General features: G+C 42.6%; 20 protein-coding genes. 9 read left to right on the top strand and 11 right to left on the bottom strand.

The features are described from left to right. The first annotated feature begins 27 nt into the window (after window positions 1–27). Window positions 28–2,115 (top strand): heavy metal translocating P-type ATPase, encoded by a 2,088-nt coding sequence (locus R2I63_RS04435; protein WP_316359286.1) that lies wholly within the window; start codon window positions 28–30, stop codon window positions 2,113–2,115. An 8-nt stretch (window positions 2,116–2,123) separates the two neighbouring features. On the opposite strand, the gene R2I63_RS04430 is transcribed toward R2I63_RS04435, so the two are convergent. Then, entirely contained in the window at window positions 2,124–2,462 is a 339-nt protein-coding gene (locus R2I63_RS04430; RefSeq protein ID WP_316359285.1) for a hypothetical protein, read from the bottom strand. A gap of 228 nt (window positions 2,463–2,690) precedes the next feature. On the opposite strand from R2I63_RS04430, the gene R2I63_RS04425 reads away from it, so the two are divergent. Further along, window positions 2,691–3,434, top strand: coding sequence for a substrate-binding periplasmic protein (locus R2I63_RS04425; RefSeq protein ID WP_316359283.1), 744 nt, complete (start codon window positions 2,691–2,693; stop codon window positions 3,432–3,434). Between the two features lie 113 nt (window positions 3,435–3,547). On the opposite strand, the gene R2I63_RS04420 is transcribed toward R2I63_RS04425, so the two are convergent. From R2I63_RS04420 to R2I63_RS04405, 4 genes are all read right to left on the bottom strand, one after another. Continuing rightward, the gene (locus R2I63_RS04420) at window positions 3,548–3,907 is read right to left on the bottom strand and encodes an IS1 family transposase (protein WP_316359281.1); all 360 of its coding nucleotides are present in this window, start codon (window positions 3,905–3,907) and stop codon (window positions 3,548–3,550) included. Between the two features lie 81 nt (window positions 3,908–3,988). Beyond that, entirely contained in the window at window positions 3,989–6,541 is a 2,553-nt protein-coding gene (locus R2I63_RS04415; protein ID WP_316359279.1) for a glycogen/starch/alpha-glucan phosphorylase, read from the bottom strand. A gap of 18 nt (window positions 6,542–6,559) precedes the next feature. Next, entirely contained in the window at window positions 6,560–7,978 is a 1,419-nt protein-coding gene (locus R2I63_RS04410; protein WP_316359277.1) for an inorganic phosphate transporter, read from the bottom strand. Window position 7,979: 1 nt separating this feature from the next. Further along, window positions 7,980–8,657 (bottom strand): TIGR00153 family protein, encoded by a 678-nt coding sequence (locus R2I63_RS04405; protein WP_316359275.1) that lies wholly within the window; start codon window positions 8,655–8,657, stop codon window positions 7,980–7,982. 69 nt (window positions 8,658–8,726) lie between these two features. Between R2I63_RS04405 and R2I63_RS04400 the strand changes: the two genes are divergently transcribed. Further along, on the top strand, window positions 8,727–9,734 hold the full coding sequence (locus tag R2I63_RS04400) for a glycosyltransferase family 4 protein (protein WP_316359272.1): 1,008 nt from the start codon (window positions 8,727–8,729) through the stop codon (window positions 9,732–9,734). A 15-nt stretch (window positions 9,735–9,749) separates the two neighbouring features. Here R2I63_RS04400 and R2I63_RS04395 read toward each other — a convergent pair whose 3' ends face one another. Beyond that, window positions 9,750–10,541 carry a hypothetical protein gene (locus R2I63_RS04395; protein WP_316359271.1) on the bottom strand — a complete coding sequence of 264 codons (792 nt, stop codon included), beginning with the start codon at window positions 10,539–10,541 and terminating at the stop codon, window positions 9,750–9,752. 99 nt (window positions 10,542–10,640) lie between these two features. Further along, window positions 10,641–11,342, bottom strand: a complete 702-nt coding sequence (locus R2I63_RS04390) for a pseudouridine synthase (RefSeq protein ID WP_316359269.1) — start codon at window positions 11,340–11,342, stop codon at window positions 10,641–10,643. Window positions 11,343–11,385: 43 nt separating this feature from the next. Between R2I63_RS04390 and R2I63_RS04385 the strand changes: the two genes are divergently transcribed. The 3 genes from R2I63_RS04385 to R2I63_RS04375 are packed head-to-tail and all read left to right on the top strand — an operon-like array spanning window position 11,386 to window position 13,966. After that, window positions 11,386–12,090 carry a 2,3-bisphosphoglycerate-dependent phosphoglycerate mutase gene (locus R2I63_RS04385; protein ID WP_316359267.1) on the top strand — a complete coding sequence of 235 codons (705 nt, stop codon included), beginning with the start codon at window positions 11,386–11,388 and terminating at the stop codon, window positions 12,088–12,090. Further along, window positions 12,090–13,211, top strand: a complete 1,122-nt coding sequence (locus tag R2I63_RS04380) for a cysteine desulfurase family protein (RefSeq protein WP_316359265.1) — start codon at window positions 12,090–12,092, stop codon at window positions 13,209–13,211. Before R2I63_RS04385 ends, R2I63_RS04380 begins: the two co-directional genes overlap by 1 nt. After that, complete coding sequence (locus tag R2I63_RS04375; RefSeq protein ID WP_316359263.1) at window positions 13,208–13,966, top strand: NifU family protein; 759 nt, start codon at window positions 13,208–13,210, stop codon at window positions 13,964–13,966. Before R2I63_RS04380 ends, R2I63_RS04375 begins: the two co-directional genes overlap by 4 nt. Here R2I63_RS04375 and R2I63_RS04370 read toward each other — a convergent pair. Beyond that, window positions 13,963–14,253, bottom strand: coding sequence for a hypothetical protein (locus R2I63_RS04370; RefSeq protein WP_316359261.1), 291 nt, complete (start codon window positions 14,251–14,253; stop codon window positions 13,963–13,965). The two genes, R2I63_RS04375 and R2I63_RS04370, sit on opposite strands and share 4 nt — an antisense overlap. A gap of 111 nt (window positions 14,254–14,364) precedes the next feature. Here R2I63_RS04370 and R2I63_RS04365 point away from each other — a divergent pair, with 111 nt between their 5' ends. The 3 genes from R2I63_RS04365 to R2I63_RS04355 all read left to right on the top strand — a co-directional run bounded on the left by R2I63_RS04365 (window position 14,365) and on the right by R2I63_RS04355 (window position 15,737). Beyond that, the gene (locus tag R2I63_RS04365; RefSeq protein ID WP_316359259.1) at window positions 14,365–14,556 is read left to right on the top strand and encodes a hypothetical protein; all 192 of its coding nucleotides are present in this window, start codon (window positions 14,365–14,367) and stop codon (window positions 14,554–14,556) included. Window positions 14,557–14,797: 241 nt separating this feature from the next. Then, on the top strand, window positions 14,798–14,947 hold the full coding sequence (locus tag R2I63_RS04360; protein WP_316359257.1) for a hypothetical protein: 150 nt from the start codon (window positions 14,798–14,800) through the stop codon (window positions 14,945–14,947). Beyond that, entirely contained in the window at window positions 14,922–15,737 is an 816-nt protein-coding gene (locus R2I63_RS04355) for a hypothetical protein (protein ID WP_316359255.1), read from the top strand. Before R2I63_RS04360 ends, R2I63_RS04355 begins: the two co-directional genes overlap by 26 nt. Window positions 15,738–15,761: 24 nt before the next feature. On the opposite strand, the gene R2I63_RS04350 is transcribed toward R2I63_RS04355, so the two are convergent. The 3 genes from R2I63_RS04350 to R2I63_RS04345 form a co-directional block, all read right to left on the bottom strand. Further along, window positions 15,762–17,165 carry a cryptochrome/photolyase family protein gene (locus tag R2I63_RS04350; protein ID WP_316359252.1) on the bottom strand — a complete coding sequence of 468 codons (1,404 nt, stop codon included), beginning with the start codon at window positions 17,163–17,165 and terminating at the stop codon, window positions 15,762–15,764. A gap of 36 nt (window positions 17,166–17,201) precedes the next feature. Next, window positions 17,202–17,474 (bottom strand): SemiSWEET family sugar transporter, encoded by a 273-nt coding sequence (locus R2I63_RS10630; RefSeq protein WP_445083661.1) that lies wholly within the window; start codon window positions 17,472–17,474, stop codon window positions 17,202–17,204. 147 nt (window positions 17,475–17,621) lie between these two features. Beyond that, window positions 17,622–19,058 carry a hypothetical protein gene (locus R2I63_RS04345; protein ID WP_316359250.1) on the bottom strand — a complete coding sequence of 479 codons (1,437 nt, stop codon included), beginning with the start codon at window positions 19,056–19,058 and terminating at the stop codon, window positions 17,622–17,624. Window positions 19,059–19,140 lie beyond the last annotated feature (82 nt).

Raw genomic sequence — 19,140 nt, 5'->3', positions numbered from 1 at the left:
AAATCATCGATGGATAAAATAAAAATTATGAGATTGGAATTTAAAGTTGTTGGTCTTGACTGCGCAGAAGAAGTTGCCATCTTAAAAAAAGCCCTTGCAAGACGGGAGGGGATCGCTGATCTGAACTTTGATGTTTTGAATGCTAAGATGATTGTCACTTGCGAGGGTGTAAGCGCGGATCAGATCACTCATTGGGTCCAGGACGGAGGGTTGAAAGCTGTCTTATGGAAAGAAAGAGAAAAGCTTGAAGAGGGGGCTTTTTGGAGTCGTTATGGAAGACTCTTTACAACAATTATCAGTGGGATCTTTTTGGTTCTTGCTGTCTACTTTCATCTAAGAGGAAGTCCTGTCTCAGATCGTTTGTATTTTATGGCAATGGTTTTTGGCGCCTATTTTGTGATTCCTAAGGCCTATCTTGCGCTTAAAAGTTTTCAACCGGATATGAACCTTTTGATGCTTATTGCAATGGCTGGAGCGATTGCGATTAATGAGTGGTTCGAAGGGGCAACTGTTGCATTTTTGTTTTCTGTAGCTATTTTGCTTGAGCATTGGAGTTTGGAGCGGGCTCGCAAGGCTGTTTCAGCGCTAATGGATTTATCTCCAACGATTGCGCATGTGATTGATAAGGGGGATGCAAGGGTCGAAGAGGTTCAAGTGGGAGATCGGATTTTAGTGCGCCCGGGAGAAAAAGTTCCTCTTGATGGAATCATTGAAGAAGGAGCGACTTCAATTAACCAGTCACCGATTACAGGGGAGTCGATTCCCATTCAAAAGAAAGAGGGTGATGAAGTCTTTGCGGGGACATTGAATGAAGACGGAGCGTTTGAATGTCGGGTGACCAAAGGGGCTAATGATACAACGCTTGCACGCATCATTCACTTAGTCGAAGAGGCTCAGGCAAAGCGCGCAAGCTCGCAGCAATGGGTCGAAAAATTTGCAAAGATCTACACGCCAATCATGATTTGTATTGCCATCTTAGTTGCGATTGTCCCTCCGCTTTTGTTTGGAAGTGGATGGGATATGTGGCTTTACCGCGCCCTTGTGATTTTGGTCATTGCATGTCCCTGCGCTCTTGTCATTTCTAATCCTGTGAGCATCGTCTCTGGAATGACGGCTGCAGCAAGAAAGGGGGTCCTAATCAAGGGGGGAATGTTCTTAGAGATGCCTAGCAAACTCCGTGCTCTTGCTCTAGATAAGACAGGAACGTTAACTTATGGGCGTCCTGAAGTTCACCGGGTGATTCCCCTTAGTGGGCATACCGAGGAAGAACTTTTGATGCGAGCGGCAGCTCTGGAAACTCCTAGTGAACATCCTATTGCTCGAGCGATCTTAAGCTATGCAAAGAAAAAGAATATTCAGATCAAGCGCGCAGAAGACTTTCAAATTACGCAAGGAAAGGGAGCGGAAGGAACCTTTCAAGGAACCCGATATTGGATCGGAAGTCATCGGTTTATGCATGAGATGAAGCAAGAGACCCCTGAAATTCACGAAATGGCTCTTGAGCTAGAAGATGCAGGGCATTCCATTATTGCAATAGGAAATGAGAGGCATATTTGCGGTTTAATCAGCGTTGCCGATAAGCCTCGTGCTCAAATTAGGCAAGTCCTTCAGCAGATTAAAAAAGCTGGAGTGGAGTGGATTGTGATGCTTACCGGCGATAATAAACCTGCAGCAGAAGCGATTGGGGGGCTCGCAGGTGTCGATGAAGCGCAATCTGAACTCCTCCCAGAAGACAAAGTTAAAGCGGTCGAATATTTAAAGGGAAAATGGGAAACCGTGGCAATGATTGGTGATGGAATTAACGATGCTCCAGCCATGGCTGCTACCAGCTTTGGGATCTCTATGGGAGCTATGGGAACAGACGCTGCAATCGAAACGTCTGATATCGTTCTCATGTCTGACGATTTGTCGCTTGTCCCTTGGCTTATTCATCACTCACGGCGCTCAGTGCGTACAATCCAACAAAACATTCTCTTTGCCTTAGCAATGAAGTCGATATTTTTGGTCCTTGCAATTGTGGGCCTAGCCTCCCTTTGGATGGCCATTGCCGCCGACACAGGGGCCGCCCTTGTTGTCATCTTTAATGGCCTTCGGCTATTAAGGCCTGTAAAGTAGTTCTGTCACTATCGATGGTGCTTGTGATTATAGGGCCAACTTTTCACCTGTTTTTGCTCCCTCGGGGCAGAGACAGCTTTCTGTGGCTGCGGATCTGCTACGATTGTCGGAGCTTTCGTTTCGATCTCAACTTTAACTTCGACCTCTTCGAGAGGTTTGAGTTGTACATCGGTCGTGAAGTAATCTTCATTAAGCAGTGGGCTTAAGTCGATAACAGTAGGCTCCTCCACTTCTACTGTCTTCAGGTAATTCGTATAATAGAGTCCTGAATCATCTGAAAAAACTGCAGAAGTTTGGAAAATTTCCCCATTATTTTCTATTTCGATTTTATTGCTGTGTAGACTCACATGAAACGGCGTAATATAGGTTTTATCACAGTTTTATTTAGAATGTCCCCCAATGCTAACTCCTAAGAGTAGAGCTAAACATACTTTTTTCATCTAAAGAACCTCCAAGTTGAGACAAAAGAGCGAATCTTACTTAGTCTTTGAATTAAATAAAATGCTTTAAATTAGAAATGTTGAACAAATGCACCATTTCTACTAAGATGAAGTTGAAGTTATTTAGGTGTATGGATGAAAGTTAGATTGTTTTGCAGAGTGGTTCTCTTTTTTTCTCTTGTGTTTCTGCTTGCAGCATGTGGGTCGGGAGGTAAAACTTACCGAGTAGGGATGGATCCAAGCTGGTACCCGATAGACCTTCAGGGAAAAGAAACCAACGTCTATGCCTTTGCGAATGAACTCTTAGTTGCGATTGGGAGAGAAGAGGGGGTCTTTTTTGAGCGCGTGACGATGGGCTGGGATAATTTGATCTATGGGCTTAAGGAAAAGCGCTACGATGGGATGCTGTCTTCTATGACACCCAGAAATTTTCTTGAGAGAACCTATGCTTTTTCTGACCCTATTCTTCATATTGGGCCTGTTCTTATCGTTAAAGATGGGGTAAAAGTTAGCGCTTTGGGTCAAATGAATGGCAGGGAAGTGGCTGTTGACACGCTTTCAAGTGAGGCAGTTCTTCTTGAACGTTTTCCAGGCGTTATTGTTCAATACTATTATTCGATCCCTGATGGACTTGATGACGTGATTGCGGGAATATATGATGGGGTTTTAGTGAACTATATTCAAGCAACAAGCTATGTCCGCGACCTGTATTTTGGAAAGGTCAAAATTGCAACGCCTCCGCTAAATGATGCGGGAATTCGTCTCTTGACTCTGAATGGAGATAATGCCGAGTTGGTCGAAGTTTTCAATCGAGGACTTGATAAACTGCGCTCCGATGGAAAACTCGAAAAGCTTCTCAAGAAATGGGAGCTCAACTAGGATTCGTTATCAGTTAAGGTTGTTCAATATATAAAAGAGATGGAGAGTGTTTACCTAAAGGTCGATGTTCCTAACTCTTGAAAAGAAGCGAATATATCAGGATCTGATAGAGCTCACCATAATTTGATAGTTGTATCAACCATTTTCTTCGTTTTAAAAACTACCTTTCTCCTTCGTGTCATTCTACCAAGGTGATGGCGAGTGGTGCTGTTGTCTTGTTCGATAGCAATTGTTCCAGACTTTCCTATTACATGCCGGTCTTTTGGAAGCACTTTTGCGAAAGCGGACCAGTCGTTTGTGAAAAATAGACACTCTGTTAAGCGACTGACTTTACCATAGAGTTTTCGGAACGTTGTAGCGCTACGACGACCGAGCACCGATGCGACAGTTTTTCTTGAAGCACGATCCAAGGCTTTGATGGTCCACAGTTTGTTTTTTTGAACGAATAAAAAGATCAAAATCTTATAAATCATTTTTTAAATAAACACTCCCCGATTTTTTTTAAGAAGAGATTATGCGGCTAGGAAATCTTTTTCAAGAAGAAGAGATGCCTCTTACTGGATGACACGGCAGCGGTCGTGCTCGCTATATTCCTTGCGGACTTGAGCAAGTTCAGCTGGATCGGGAGGGCATTTTTCTAGTTCCCAGATTTTTTGGGCATAGTTATTGATGGAAACATCAGCAGAGAAAAAGCCCATTCCTGCAATGTTATGAATTGCAAACTCTGCCCAGCGGGAAGGATCTAAATAGAGTTCTTCGACTTTTTTTTGGGTATCATAATAAGCCATCAAGTCATTGAGTACGAAGAAACGATCATAGCCTCCTTCAATGAGGCTATTATAGACAGTCATAAGCGCTTCATGTTCGGCGTCATTTTCAACAAGGGAGCGGTTTTTTAATGCATCTACAACCTGTTTAATTTTATTATTATTTGAATAGATATCCAGGGGATTATAACTATGGGCGCGCTGCATCTTGAGGTTTTCGTTGGAGCTTGCTCCAAACATAAAGGGCCACCACTCATCCGTCACTTTTTCTCGCATCTCGACGTTGGCTCCATCATCGGTTGCAATCGTCAAGGCGCCATTGACTGAAAATTTCATATTCCCTGTTCCGGATGCCTCCATTCCTGCTGTTGAAATCTGTTCTGAAAGGTCTGTTCCAGGGATAATCACTTCAGCTTTTGAGATGTTGTAATTTTCGATATAAACAATTTTGATGCGTTTGCCTACCTCAGGGTCTTGATTAATTTTTCGAGAAAGGCAGTAGATCAGGCGTATAATATTTTTTGCAACAAGGTAGCCTGGGGCTGCTTTTCCTCCAAAAATCGCAAACCTCTTGATGCGGTTCGACTCAGGGTTTTCCTTGATTTCGTAGTAGAGCATCAGCAAGTGCAGTGCTTTCATTAGCTGCCTTTTATACTCGTGAATCCGTTTAATTTGGACATCGAAAAGCGCATTGGGGCCAAGGAAATTTTGCTCTGCAAAACTTTTCCCAGATCCATGACGAAACTCCATATCCTCCTCAATCATTTTAAGAAGGCGTTCTTTGTTTTTTTTCTTGATCTCGAGAAATTCTTTTTGAGTTTGGGGATCATTTGCATAATCAGCAATCCGGGCAATCTCTTCAAAATTGGTGATCCATCCATTTCCGATCCGTTTTTCCAAAAACTCTACAAGAAGGGGATTACAATAGAGGAGCCATCGCCTTTGTGTGATTCCATTAGTCACGTTGACAAACTTATCAGGGTACATCTCATAAAAATCTTTGAAGAGAGAGCTTTTTAAGATTTCGGTGTGCAATGCTGCAACTCCATTCACTTTATGGGAACCATAAATTGCAAGGTTGGCCATTTTTACCCGGCCTCCTTCAATAATCGACATGCGACGGACTCTATCCTCATCTTTTGGAAAGGTTGTGCGGACGTCTCCGCAAAACTCTTGATTCAACCTTTGAAGAATTGCGTAGTGGCGAGGAAGGAGTTTGTGCATACGCTCGGCATTCCATTCTTCAAGGGCTTCTTTTAGCACTGTATGATTTGTATAGGCGCAGCAGGTACGGACAATTTCCCATGCCTTGCTCCAAGAAATGTCATTTTCTTGTGTTAGAAGGTGTATGAGTTCTGGAATGATGAGTGCGGGGTGGGTGTCGTTAATTTGGATGCGCACCACATCGGCAAATTGATCTATGTCGGAGTAGACCTCCCTATACTGGTTGACGATATCTTGAAGAGAGGCTGAGACAAGTAAAAATTCCTGTTTGAGTCGAATGCGCTTCCCCGCTTCGTGGTTATCATTGGGGTAAAGAACATCTGTAAGGCTCGTGTTTTCACTTGCTTGTCCTATTTCTCCTGCATTATACCGCTGCAGTTGAAAATTGCGGGGAGATTCCTTGGTTGACCAAAGGCGAAGGGTGAGAACGGAAAAGTTAGGATCAGGGCTATATCCAATAATCGGAAGGTCATAGGGAAGGGCTCTTACTTCTTCATAATCAATCAGGTCATAGACTTCATCTCCATGACTGTTTTTACGTGGGACAGGTTTTCCTGAAAAACGGACAGGAACTGCGTGGGTATCACGACGAAACTCCCAAGGGTTGGGTGTAAGTAGCCAACAATCTGGGCGTTCAATCTGTATTCCGCAGATCAATTCTTGATCAAAAATTCCATATTGATAGCGCATTCCATAACCCATTGCTGGGTACTGGAGCGTTGCAAGGGAGTCCATAAAACAAGAAGCTAAGCGACCAAGTCCTCCATTTCCAATCCCAATGTCATGCTCCATACTAGCAACTGTGACAATGTCTCGATTGAGTCGCTTTAAGATTTGTTTTATAAAATCAACGGCACTGATGTTGGTGATGTTATTTCCAAATAAGCGGCCAGGCATATACTCCATCGATAAATAGTAGAGCCTTCGGATTCCTGGTTTTTTGAATGAATGTGTCGTGGCAGTCCAGTTGATCATGATCTCTTCGCATATTGATGCGCAGAAAGCCCGGTAAAATTCTTCATCATTTGCTTCGTCGGCAGTTCGTCCCATTGTGGTGATGAGATAGTGACGTACCTTTTGAGCTACAGTTTCAGCTTGAAGTTCTAGTGGGTTCATAATTTTGTGTTACCACAATCATGAAAAGATGGCACGAATCAAATAAAAAATTAATATGCAGACGATAGCACTTGAGGGAATCGTGATGATCCACGAAAGAACAATGTCTCGAAGTACCCGTATATTAAGGGCTGAAATTCCTCGTGCAAGGCCGACACCAAGCACTGCTCCAACAATACAATGCGTTGTAGAAATGGGGAGACCAAACTTTGAGGCAACAAGGATTGTGATTGCTGCTCCAAACTCGGCGCTGAAACCCCGTGTTGGTGTGAGTTCAGTAATTTTTCGGCCGATGGTTTCCATGACCCTCCACCCCCAAGTGGCCAATCCAACAACAATCCCAACACCTCCCATAGCAAGGAGCCAAGCGGGGACATGAGAGGTCATTGAAAGCCCACCTTTTCGGATGATCTCGAGAGCCGCTGCAACGGGGCCTATGGCATTTGCGACATCATTCGCGCCATGAGCAAAAGCAACATAGGCAGCACTCATGATTTGAAGTGATGCAAACATTTTTTCGACAATTTTATAGTCAGAACTTGCCGTATAAAGATTTGAGTGTTCCCGCACTTCTTCTGCATAATCTTCTACATCGCGAAGAATTCGGGAAACTTGGTCGCGCCTGTCTCCCTTGCTAGTGAGTTTTACGCGTTTCAAGTGTCGGACGGCTTTGTTCAAGCTAAAAACCTGTTGGGAAGTGTTTGCTGAAACCGTCTGCTCCTGAGGTAGGTAGACCTTTTTGAGGACAAAAAAACTGATCAAGGCTCCGATAAGGCCAATGCCACAACCAATAAGCAGCGTTTCGAGACCACTAACCTTGACATGCAAGGATCCCATACCGTTCATTAGGACACTCAGTGTAAAAACCAAAAGAACGATAAAGACCAATATGGGAATAAGTTTCCGCGTTGCATTGATCGGATTCATAGCAAAAAGAATTTTTCGTTGCAGTGTGCTGAAGATCATATAGGCAAAGAGACCGCTTAGAACTGGAGAAATGACCCAGCTTAGAGCAATACGTCCCACTTCACTCCAATGAACTGCATGGATCCCTCCAACAAGTGCACCAAAACCAAGCAAGGCTCCAATAATTGCGTGAGTCGTAGATACGGGCCACCCGAAATAGGAAGCAACCTGCAGCCATACTGCCGTAGAGATAAGAGCCGATAGCATCCCAAAAAGGAGAATCTGCGGGTTATGAGCAAAGATGTCAGGGTTGACAATCCCTTGTTGCATCGTTCGAGAAACATTGCCTCCTAAGAAGAATGCTCCACAAAACTCTAAGATACCTGCGATGATCACGGCTTTAAAGAGGGTTAAAGCTCCAGATCCCACCGATGTCCCCATTGCATTGGACACATCATTGGCTCCGATATTCCAAGCCATATAAAAGCCGGCGAGCAGAACAAGAATGGTCAAAATTGTTTCGACAGACATACTATTTTAGCTCTAGGATCATACGGATTCGATTTGCTAGTTGTTCAGAGATGTGGGAGATGGCATTGATCTCCTCAACAAGGCGGGTATAAAGATAAAAAACGGGGGTTTTCACCGATTCTGCAGACTTGAAAAATTCTTTCAAGAGAGCGTGTTTCATCTTATCTGCTTCATACTCAAGGCGAGAGGTTTGTTCCACAATTGTCTTCACTTTTTCTGCTTCAAGCCCTCCAAAAGTAGATTCTAAAAGTTCGTGAAGTTCTTTTACGATGTTTCGGGCATCCCAAAAAGCCTCCATGTTCTTCTTAAAAAGACTGTCAAGATGATCACATAGATCGCCTAATTCTTTTGTTGGATAGAGAAGAAGAAGTTCACCAATATCTTCTGCCTTATCGGCGATATTATCTTGGATCGACAGAATATCGAGGAACTGTCCACGATCGATCGGAAGGAATAAACTTTTTGGTAAGTGGTTCCGAATATCATTCTTTGTAAGATCGGCTTCGTGTTCCAATTTGCAAAGTTCTTTCACAAGCTTTTCCAGTTCTTCAGGACTTTTATTTTTTAAATTAGTGAAGATCTCGGTGAGCTTTTTCATACAGCTGCTTACCTTCTTCATATGAGACTGAAGAGGGTGAAAGGGAGACTTTCCAAATAGCCGAGCAATGGTTGTGAGCATGAAACTCTCATTATTTTTTTGCTTCTTCAAAGCGTATCAAAAAATGTCATTTAGTGGTATGATAATCGCATGAAAGTATTACAGATTGTAGCTGATGGGAACCCTGGTGGTGGGACCACCTTTGTTCTTGAGATGATTAATTCTATAAAAAACCCAGTCCTTCTTACTCAAAAAGATTCCTATTCCTTAGAAGCTGCGGGCAGTATTCCTAAGTATGGGGTTAATTTTTTTACAGCGCGATTCGATATGCGCATTCCGTTGAAAATGCGGAGTATCATTGACAAAGTCAACCCCGATCTTATCCACGTCCATGGAGGAAGAGCGGCGTTTTTTCTTAGCTTTGTCCCAAAGAAATGCCCCATTATTTATACGATTCATGGGCTTCATGGCATCTATCAAGGCACGCCGCTTAGCAAGTGGGCACAGAGAAAAGCTATTAAGAAGGCGGACCTTACGGTCTTTGTCTCTAAAGGGGAAGAAGATGTTGCTCTTAAGCACGATCTAATACGAGGTGCAAACCATTGCGTGATCTCCAATGGAATTGATAGGAGCAAACTGCCCAAACGACAGGTTCCAAAAGAAAAACTTCTTGTCTTTGTGGGGAGCGTAACCCCTGTCAAAGATCCACTTTTTCTCCTCAAGGTTATGGAGATTCTTGGGCCCAAGGGATACCACCTTAAGGTGATCGGAGGTGGTGAGCTTGAAGGGAAAATGAAAGAGAGCCCCTACGTTACAGTCACAGGAAGATTGCCACGCCATGACGCTCTCAGCCAACTTGCTGAAGCAGAAGTTGTCTTGATTCCCTCGGTTTGGGAAGCCTGCGCTCTGCTTCTTCTCGAAGCTATGGCAATGGAAGTTCCTATTATAGCCTCTCGCATTTCCGCTTTTGAAGAAGTGGTTGAACCTGGACCGCTCGCGACCCTTATTGATCATAAAGATCCTCAAAAGTACGCCGAGGCAGTCCTTGCAAGAGAGGACTATACAAAGGAAGCAAAAAAGCGGTTTGAAGAAAAGTACCTCTGGGAAAGATGCATGAACAGCTATGAAGGGATTTATCAAAACCTACTGTCCATATAGATTTAGAGGGTTGCTTCAGTAATGCTTCGTATATCCTAACCTATTTTCAACGTCCCAATCTATATTCTGGTTGATGTAGAGCAAATCTTTGTTTTCAAAGGGAAAATAGGGCTGTTTTTTATAGGCCGGGTTATGAGGGTACCCTTTGTAATGTATAATTGGAGTGAATTGAGGGCATTTTTCTAATCCATAAAAATCTGCGATAAAATCAACAAATTGCTTCGGATGTTCTGATACTTCTTCATATCTAACAAGACAAAAATTACCTACCAAATTAGCAATTTTTAAATAATTAACAGTCTTATACTTTCTTAGTTCTAATACGTTCTTAAAGGGAGCTCCTGTATAAGGATTGAATGAGTCAATATGGGAGCAGTCTTCGCTACGCCACTCACTACTAATAAAATGGAAGAACCCTTTGTTTGTCAGCTCCGGAGAAACATGGTGGGGATTCAAATAGAAACTCCTTATCCAGTTATAGGGGTCTCTTACAATGACAATGAATAAGTACTGCTCAGAACCTTCTAGAGTTATCATACGATCGGGAAGGTTAAAGTGCTCTTTATCTAAAGGAGTTTCAAACCAGCACAGAAAATGCTTCCACCCAAAAGAGTGAAAATTCGGATGCATTTTAGGAAAATTATTTTTGATAAGGCTTTCTAAAAAATTGGTCCCCGAGCAACGCTCTCCACAAATCTGTATTCCTGTAATTTTCTCCCCAGATCGATGATTATCATTATTCTCAAAGCTTGCCATAAGTGAACTAGAAAAGATAAAGGCTAGCGAGAGTGTTCTCAAAAACATCATAAAATCTCTCCTTTTGAATAAGGATTCCCTGGTTTTTCAAAGGAAAGGATTATGACTCAAAACAAGTTTTATAAGGAATGAATAATTAAATATGTGGCTTTAAGCAAAAATAAGTTTGCATTCTTGCTCAGTGAGTTCTCGCCACTCACCTTCTTGAAGAGGGCCTAGGCGGAGTCCGCCGATCCGAATGCGGGAAAGCGTTAGGAGGGTAAGACCAGCATTTTGCACCATAAGGCGCACCTCTCTTTTCTTCCCTTCTTTGACAGTGATTTTAATCGTTCCTCGCCGCACCTTTGTGACTTTTGCGGGGCGGATCCACTTCCCTTCGATTAAGGTTCCCTTTGAAAGGTCCACGAGATGCTCATGCGTGATCTCTTGCTGAGTCTTGACCAGGTATTCTTTGCTGAGGTTATTCGAGGGGTGAATGACTTTTTGGGCAAAGTGGCCATCATTGGTAAGAAGGATAAGCCCTGTAGTATCGCGGTCGAGGCGGCCAATGGTAAACAATCGGTGTTTCAACTCTGCAAAAAGATCGATCACTAGTTTTTTTGTTCCCATCCGTTTGTTGGAACAGATGTACCCCTTCGGTTTATTCAAAATATAATAAACTTTCTCGTCCTTAAATTCGATACGTTCATCATCAATGAAGACCTTATCGGTTTTTGGATTTACAATGGTTTGGGGAACGGTCACAATTTCTCCGTTGACCCGCACCTTTCCATCAAAGATAAGGTGTTCGGCTGCGCGCCGAGAAGCAACGCCAGCGCAAGCTAAAATTTTACTTAAACGATTTGGTTCCATGAAAGCATTATAAAAAACGTACCATAATAAGGCAATCTATTCTATGATACGGGGTATGGAAAAAGGTGCGAAACTCGTCCTTCTCAGACACGGAAAGTCGGAGTGGAATCAAAAAAATCGTTTTACAGGCTGGGTCGATGTCCCTCTTAGTAAGCTGGGTGTGCTTGAAGCCCAGAAAGCAGGGAAGCGGATTAAAGATATTGATTTCGATGTGATTTTTATTTCAACTTTAATGCGCGCTCAGATGACAGCAATGATTGCGATGAGCGAACATGAGAGCGGAAAAACCCCCGTTATCCTTCATCAAGGGGAAGAGGAGCAGGCAACCTGGGGAAATATTTATGATGAGAAAGCACAAGAAAATTGCATCCCTGTGATTGTCGCTTGGGAGATCAATGAGCGGATGTATGGAGAGCTGCAGGGGCTTGATAAAGACGAAACTCGAGCAAAATACGGCGCTGAGCAAGTAAAAATTTGGCGACGAAGCTTTGATGTCCCTCCTCCAAAAGGTGAAAGTCTTGAAATGACAGCTAAAAGAGCGATTCCCTACTTCAAAGAAAAAGTGCTGCCTTGTCTTCAGGAAGGGAAAAATGTTCTCATTTCAGCTCATGGAAACTCTCTTCGGTCGATTGTCATGTACTTAGATGATCTCTCTAATGAAGAAGTGCTTAACCTCGAAATCCCTACCGGTGAACCCATTTGCTATCGTTTCGAAGGGCAGACCTGGGAAAAGCAGACCTTAGACTGATGGAGCCAATTTATTTAGACAATGGGACCATTGCCCGTCCCTCTTCTCACCTTATTAGTCAGATGCAACCCATCCTCAAGAGGCATTGGCAGTCCGCTTGTGCTCCTTATTTGAAAGGAAAAGAGCCTTTTGTATCGATCGAACGTTCCATTGGGAATCTGCGTGCTTTTGTTGGTGCTCACCCTAAGGATGCATTTCACTTTACCTCTTCAGGGAGTGCTGCGATTGCGGCTGTTTACCAAAGCGTTTATATCGATCATATCGTTGAAAGCGGAAAAAATCATATCCTTACAACAGCTGCCGAAGAAGCACCAATTCACCTTCTTGGAAAACATTACGAAAAACTCGGCGTTGTTCAAAAAACGATTCAACTAAGCGAAAATGGACAGGTGACGCGAGAAGCCTTGGAGGCTGCGATTTCCCCAAAAACAGGACTTGTTTCTCTTTCATGGGCGAATAGTTTAACCGGAGTGATTCATCCCATCTGGGAACTTGCAGAAATGTGTCGAGAAAAAGGAATCCTTTTCCATGTGGATGCTTCTCAAGTTCTGGGAAAACTCTATTTTAAGTTCGAAGAGCTTCCTCTTGATTTTCTCACTTTTGATGGTCCAGTTTTGCATGGGCCAAAGGGGAGTGGGGGCGTTTTTATCCGTCGTGGAATAGACTTTACACCAGCCATTCCTGAAGGAATGGAAGGAGCAGACCTCAATACACCAGCTCTAATTGGTTTGGGCATTGCGACTGAGGAGATGAGTGAGGCCTTTGACCATCTTTCTCTTGAAACGGCGCGCCTTCGTGATAAATTAGAAGAGGGGATCAAGCTTGCGATTCCTGAAGTAAAGCTATTATACAAGGAAGCTGAGCGCCTCCCCAATGTGTCTGCGATTCTTTTTCCAGGTGTCCATCATGAACTCCTTGCTTTTCATCTTCGTGAAGCAGGAGTTTTTGCTTCTTTTGGAGGGGGGCAAAAACAAAAGTTCGAATACCTAATAAGCGACCCGTGTGCTCTTTCATTTAGCTTGTCTAGAGAAACGACCGAAGAAGAAATCGACCGTGCCCTCGGGATTATTATCGACTCTGCGCAGAGATGTAAAACTTTTTCTAAAGAGGTTGTTTTATGAAGCCCTATCCGTGGAATGACTATAGCCATCTTCTTACCGAAAGGATCTTAAAGCCTCGCAATCTGGGACGCTTCAATGAAAATGCTGGTGCTCTTCAAGAGATGCGTGTTGTGACAGGAAGAGTAGAAGCACAAGGAAATATCTTGATCATGTCTCTTGTGGTTGATGAAACGGACGGGATTGTTGCCGATGCTAAATTTCAGGCTTTTGGAGAAACCTCCCTCATTGGTGCTGCTGATGCAGCTTGCGAAGTTCTCCTCAGAAAAAGCTATGATCAAGCGCGCCGTCTTTCTGCGGATTTGATCGACCGTAAACTCCGTGATTTTACGAATATCCCAGCCTTTCCAAAAGAGGTCGATGCTCATCTCAACCTGGTCCTCGCGGCTATTGAAGAAGCTGCAGAAAAATGCTCAGATATTCCCTTGAAAGATCCTTCAACGTCTCCTCCTGTTCCCTCTCAGTTAACCGGAGAAGGAGGACATCCCAATTGGCACCTATTTTCCCCAGACGAGAAGCTTGATCATATTAAAGAAGTGATACGTGACGAAATTCAACCCTATATCGAACTTGATGCAGGAGGTATTGAAGTCTCTGCCTTGAATGATGAAACTGAAGTGGTGATTGCATATCAAGGAGCATGTACAACATGCCCCTCCTCAACAGGTGCTACACTTGAGGCAATCCAGCAGATCCTGCGCTCAAAGCTTTCGCCATCCCTGCAGGTAAAGCCAGACCTGTCCCTTCTTAATTACTAGCTAAGTTCTTTCTTAATAGCTAGAAGAGAGCTTTTAAACTCGGCAAGCTCAGGAAAGAGATAGCATCCGATATACTTTTCGTTGAGAGCTTTTAGCTCCTTATTGACAAGATCCAGAGCCTCTTCCTTTTTTCCTTCATCAATCTTGTTTTGGATTGCTTGCAGGGCCGCTTTAAACTGCTCTGTGACAGGATCAGCAATATTTCCCATGGGTTTTTTGATACAAACGAAGCTCTCCTCAGATTGTAAAGAATTTAATTCAATTAGATCATTTCCTTCAATTTCCATAATAACTCCCTTGTTCGAGCCCGATTATAAGGGGTTTTGTAGAAAATGGGTAGAGGTACAAATAGGATAAATGGTAAACTCTTCTCCGTTTTAAAGTTATGGAGATATCTAATGAGCATCGAAGCAGTAGAAATCGCAAGTAATATTTTGAATACTGAGGAGGCTTGCACAGACATAGACAAGCGCTTGGGTGAAGCGGTTACTTCTTACCAAAACCCAGGACCCAATTCGGGAATGACGAGGCTTGCTCAAGAGGAGCAGCTTCAAGTGAGCGCATACCGTAACCTGCCATCATTTCCCTAAAGGAAAAGAGTGCTGAGCTTGAAACGCGCATTTTAAATCAGCCCTACACGTTTCAACATGATGAAGGTTATCTGCGGATGATAGCAGAAATCTCTCCTGCGGCCCCTGAGTTTGCAAAAATGCTGGTTGGAAAATCGATTACGAAGAAACAAAAGTCTTTGGATATATTGAAGTTTCGAAGCATCAAGATGCAGGTAGTGCTCGGGCCACCCTTGAGGAAGCAAAGGATGTAATCAAAGACATGTTTTGGCTTTATCCAGAAGCTATAGAAACAGCGCAAGGGCTTTACAACGATTTAGAGGAAGATATAGATCTCCTTCCTGGATCTAGCAATGGTGGAATTAAGCCTTGGAAAAATCGAGATTGTGTCTACGCTTTCTACGGCATTTAATCTTGCAAAAAGGAAAGTGGGTAAGGAAGATCCCGTCCTCTTTCCCTATTCCTTAGAAAAGCTAGGGAAATATGCCGCGCAGGCTCAGCTTCCTATAGCTCGAGATGTGATTGGACTTTTCAAGGAGGTCATTCGTAGAATCGAAAAGCGGGATTATGATCAAACTGAACACAAAGAATATTGGCCTGAGTCAACAAAACTGAGAGTTTGGGAACAATTGATTAATGTGGAAGCACGGAGCCCTTTTCTTGAGCATGAGCTCCATGAGGATGTAAAAGCGTTCACTCAGGTGATTTTAGAATGTGTGAAAAATCATCCTGAAGAAACATTTTATTATGATTGCATGTTCCTTAAGCTTGCAAAAACGTTGATACCACTGATTCAAAAACCTTCATTTCATCTTGAAGGCTTGATTGAGATCTTCAAAGAAGAGGCTAAACTTCAAGGCTATGATAAACAGAAAGGTTTTGCTGAATTAAAAATTTTATACAAAAATACGTTTGCTCATAATTGTAGCCTCTCAGTCCAACTATTTTGCGCCGCTGCGGAGCACATGGGAAGGAATCAAGCGACTCAGTTTGTTAACAGGGTAAAATATCTGATGAAGGAAACCTATAGCGAAAGCTATAAGTTTTCATTATGTCAGAAGATTCTGCAAGCAGAGGTGAAATACTCGTTAGAGAGTCGTCGGGACACATTGAAAACTCTCTATGAGCTCGGGGAAGGCCCTGAGGTAGATTTAGCTGATGCTCTTGAGACGATTATTGATGCAGAGCTGTCTCTTATTTAGAGAACTTAGTTCGGATTGATAAGTCTAAGACACTTCTTTCAAACCTTTAAAGGTCTCAAGTGCTTCCTCTCGAGACTTTTTTAAGTCAACAATTGGGCGTGGATAGGTAGTTCCTAGCTTTACGCCCGCTTCTCTTAAGACATTTTCGGGTGCTGTCCAAGGAGAAAAAAGGTAGCGAATAGGAAGGTCCTTCAGTTCGGGAATAAAACGACGTATGTAGGTGCCTTTGGGGTCGAATTTTTCTCCTTGAGTCGTTGGATTAAATATACGAAAATAAGGAGCAGCATCAGCCCCACATCCTGCTACCCACTGCCAGCTGGCACTGTTACTTGCTAGGTCAGCATCCAGCAGACAATCCCAGAACCAGGCTTCGCCTTCACGCCAATGGAGAAGAAGGTTTTTTACAAGAAAGGATCCAGTAACCATGCGTAAACGGTTGTGCATATAACCTGTTTCCCAAAGTTCTCGCATTCCTGCATCTACCAGCGGAATTCCCGTTTGCCCCTTTTTCCATAGCCTTAGATGCTTGATATTGGTCTTCCATTGAAATTTATCATATTTTTTTTGAAAATTTTTTTCAGGAAGAGTCGGAAAATGATAAAGAAGGTAGTAGGAGAATTCTCTCCAAGCGAGTTCAGTTCGAAAATGGGTATGATTCTCATTTTGTCCTTTGACAGCATACCATACAGTATTAGGAGAGATCTCCCCAAAGTGCAAGTGAGGGGATAGGCGAGAAACGTGATCATGACTAGGAAAATCTCTTCCTTTTTTGTAAAATTCCAATCCGTTTTTTAGAAATTGTTTTAATCGTTCCTTTGCACCTATTTCCCCAATCTTCCAGTAAGAAGACATCTTATTCTCCCATTTTTTACCAGAAAGAAGATCTAAACTGTCTAAGGGTTTCCCTTTTGTAGTGGACGAAATGTTAAGTTTTTTTGGCGGTCCTAAAGGCTTTTCAGGAGGTTCATAAGAAAGGCATCCATTTTTGTAGAAAGGTGTAAACACTTTGAATGGGTCTCCGTCTTTCTTATAAATTTCCCAAGGCTCCCAAAGAAGTGAAGCATTAAAACTGTTGGCCTGCACCCCTTCTTTTTTTAAAGCGTTCTTAATATTCGTGTCTCTTTGAATTCTCCAGGGTTCGTAGCATCGATTCCAATAAACTCCCTGAATATTTTCTGATTTGGTAAGCTCAATAAGAATTTGCTTAGCATCTCCCTTAAAAAAAGCCAATTTTCCTCTTAAACTCTTTGAAAGACTTTTTAGAGAATGATGAAGCCACCACCGGCTAGCTTCCCCCATTTTATGCTTGCCTGCATTTATATCGTCCAAGATATAAATTGGCAGCACTGCAGCATCCTTTGCAGACTCAATCAAGCCTGGATTATGTTCAAGCCTGAGGTCCTGGCGAAACCAAAAAATGTTTTTCATATGTGATTCCTAAGTAAGTCGTAAGATAGTCTATGTTTATATAAATTTTTTTTCGAAAAAATCGTATTTCAACTTTAATGTGATTAGAATTAAAGCCAAAGTTCCTGTAATCCCGTTAGTTACACAAATAAAGTATGTGGATGTTAAGTATCCATACATCACCCAACTGATAGAGCAAATAAGGAAGTTTATCAGCATTAAAAGGGATAGTGTTCTGGCTGATTTTGTTCTGTAAGTTTGAATAACTTGGGGAGCTAGAGATAAAACCGATGTCACTGAGGCTATCAAGCTAACAAACCATAAAGCCATTTTAGTCCCTTGTATAGTAAACAAAAGAGAAAGCACCCTTATAAAATTTTTACCTATGTATTAAGGTGCAGGCTTTGACCTTACTACATAAGAAAATTCTTTTAAAGGTCTTAAGTCATGGGGTGTTGTTTCAGAGCTGTCGCTGATCTAATACGAGCTATAGGACGGATCTCTTCTTGTATAGGAGGGATCGTACTCTTCACGCGTGACGATAAAAGAATCGAGCGGTTTTCCTAAAACCTCGTCATTCTCGATCAGTCCTTTTGCGCGGAGATGATCGATCAACTCCTTCTTTAGGCGCTCGTCAACAACGACGATTTGTTCAATAAACTTCGGAGGAATGCGCTCTTTCACCATGATTTCATGGCTTACATGTCTTTTTGTAAGAGAGTTTACAAGTTCAAAAATTGTAGGGCGGTTTTCGTAGTTGGCGTGAACTCGATCCCCAAAGCTATCATAGAAGTATTGATACGTTCCGGTATTAAGAACTTCCTTTGAAAGGATGATGTGCATATTGGAATAATAGCCCCCATCAAGTTGCTCATTTGTGTTTGATAGGATCTGAATAAAGACCGAGTCATCAGATCCGACCTCCGCATCATCTTCATTTGACATACCGATTTCGCCCAGCTCAAGATGACGGCGTAGCTCTTGAGAAAGGAGTCCTAACTTCAAGATATTTGCAATTTGGGGGACAGAGTCATCTCCTGTCATGGCAGTCATCAAGCGCAGTGGGCGGGTGTTTGTGGCTAATAGATCTGTAACAGGAGTTGTAATCCGCTTTCTTCCGGGAAGGATTTCTGCTTCCCCCATTTTTGGCAGGTAGTCGTTAAGGATCATTTTCATTGGGGGTGCTAAATCGATAACGTGCCTTTTTAAATTGGCGATGCCCATTGTAAAAAGATCGTTAGATCTCTCAAAACGTGTTGCTTCCTTAGGGAAGAAAGTGCGAAAAAGAGTAGCTATTTTCATTCGTTCGTGATCAGCAGGAGAGTTGGGGACCAAGACTTTTTGAAGCCCGAGAACGGCGAGGATTTTATGAAAGGTTACTAAGTCTTGTTGTGTTGTTTGAACGACAATATGGCGTGAATGGTTAGGGAAGTGTCCTTTCGCATCATTCCCGATGTAGATTAATCCTAAGGGGTGCACTGTAATTTTTAAACATTTTGCATAGGGAGAGAGAATATGTTTTGGAAAGTGAGGATCTGAAAGTTTGGCATCCTCAACCTCTACTTTTTCAATGCATGAGTGTTGTTCTAGGATATGATAGGGGATGGCTTCTCCACAGTTGAGATTGTGGGAGTAGTGGCGGATAATCCGTTCAAGAAAAAGGCGGGCAACAGTATTGACCTTAAAATCAAGCAAGGTCCACTCTTTATCTTCAATTTTTCGGGTTTGGAAACAAAGGTTTCCTCCCTTGATGAGTCCTTTGCCAAATCCATGAAAGTGAGATCCAAAATCACATACCACATTTTCTGCATTTTCCATCCGAACAACATGCTTTCCCATTTCTCCGGGCAGGTCATACAAGGGATGTTTTTCAAAATTTGGTATTTCAAAATCGGTTGTCTCTTCAACTTCCATTTACAGTTCGCTCCATTAATTAATCGGCAGTATTATAAACTCCTTCAGGTAAAAAAAATAGATAAATAAATGTTAATAATAC

It is taken from the genome of Candidatus Neptunochlamydia sp. REUL1 (genome assembly GCF_963457595.1).
In the GTDB taxonomy this organism is placed as follows: Bacteria; Chlamydiota; Chlamydiia; order Chlamydiales; family Simkaniaceae; genus Neptunichlamydia.
This window is presented reverse-complemented; position numbering and strand designations above follow the sequence as displayed.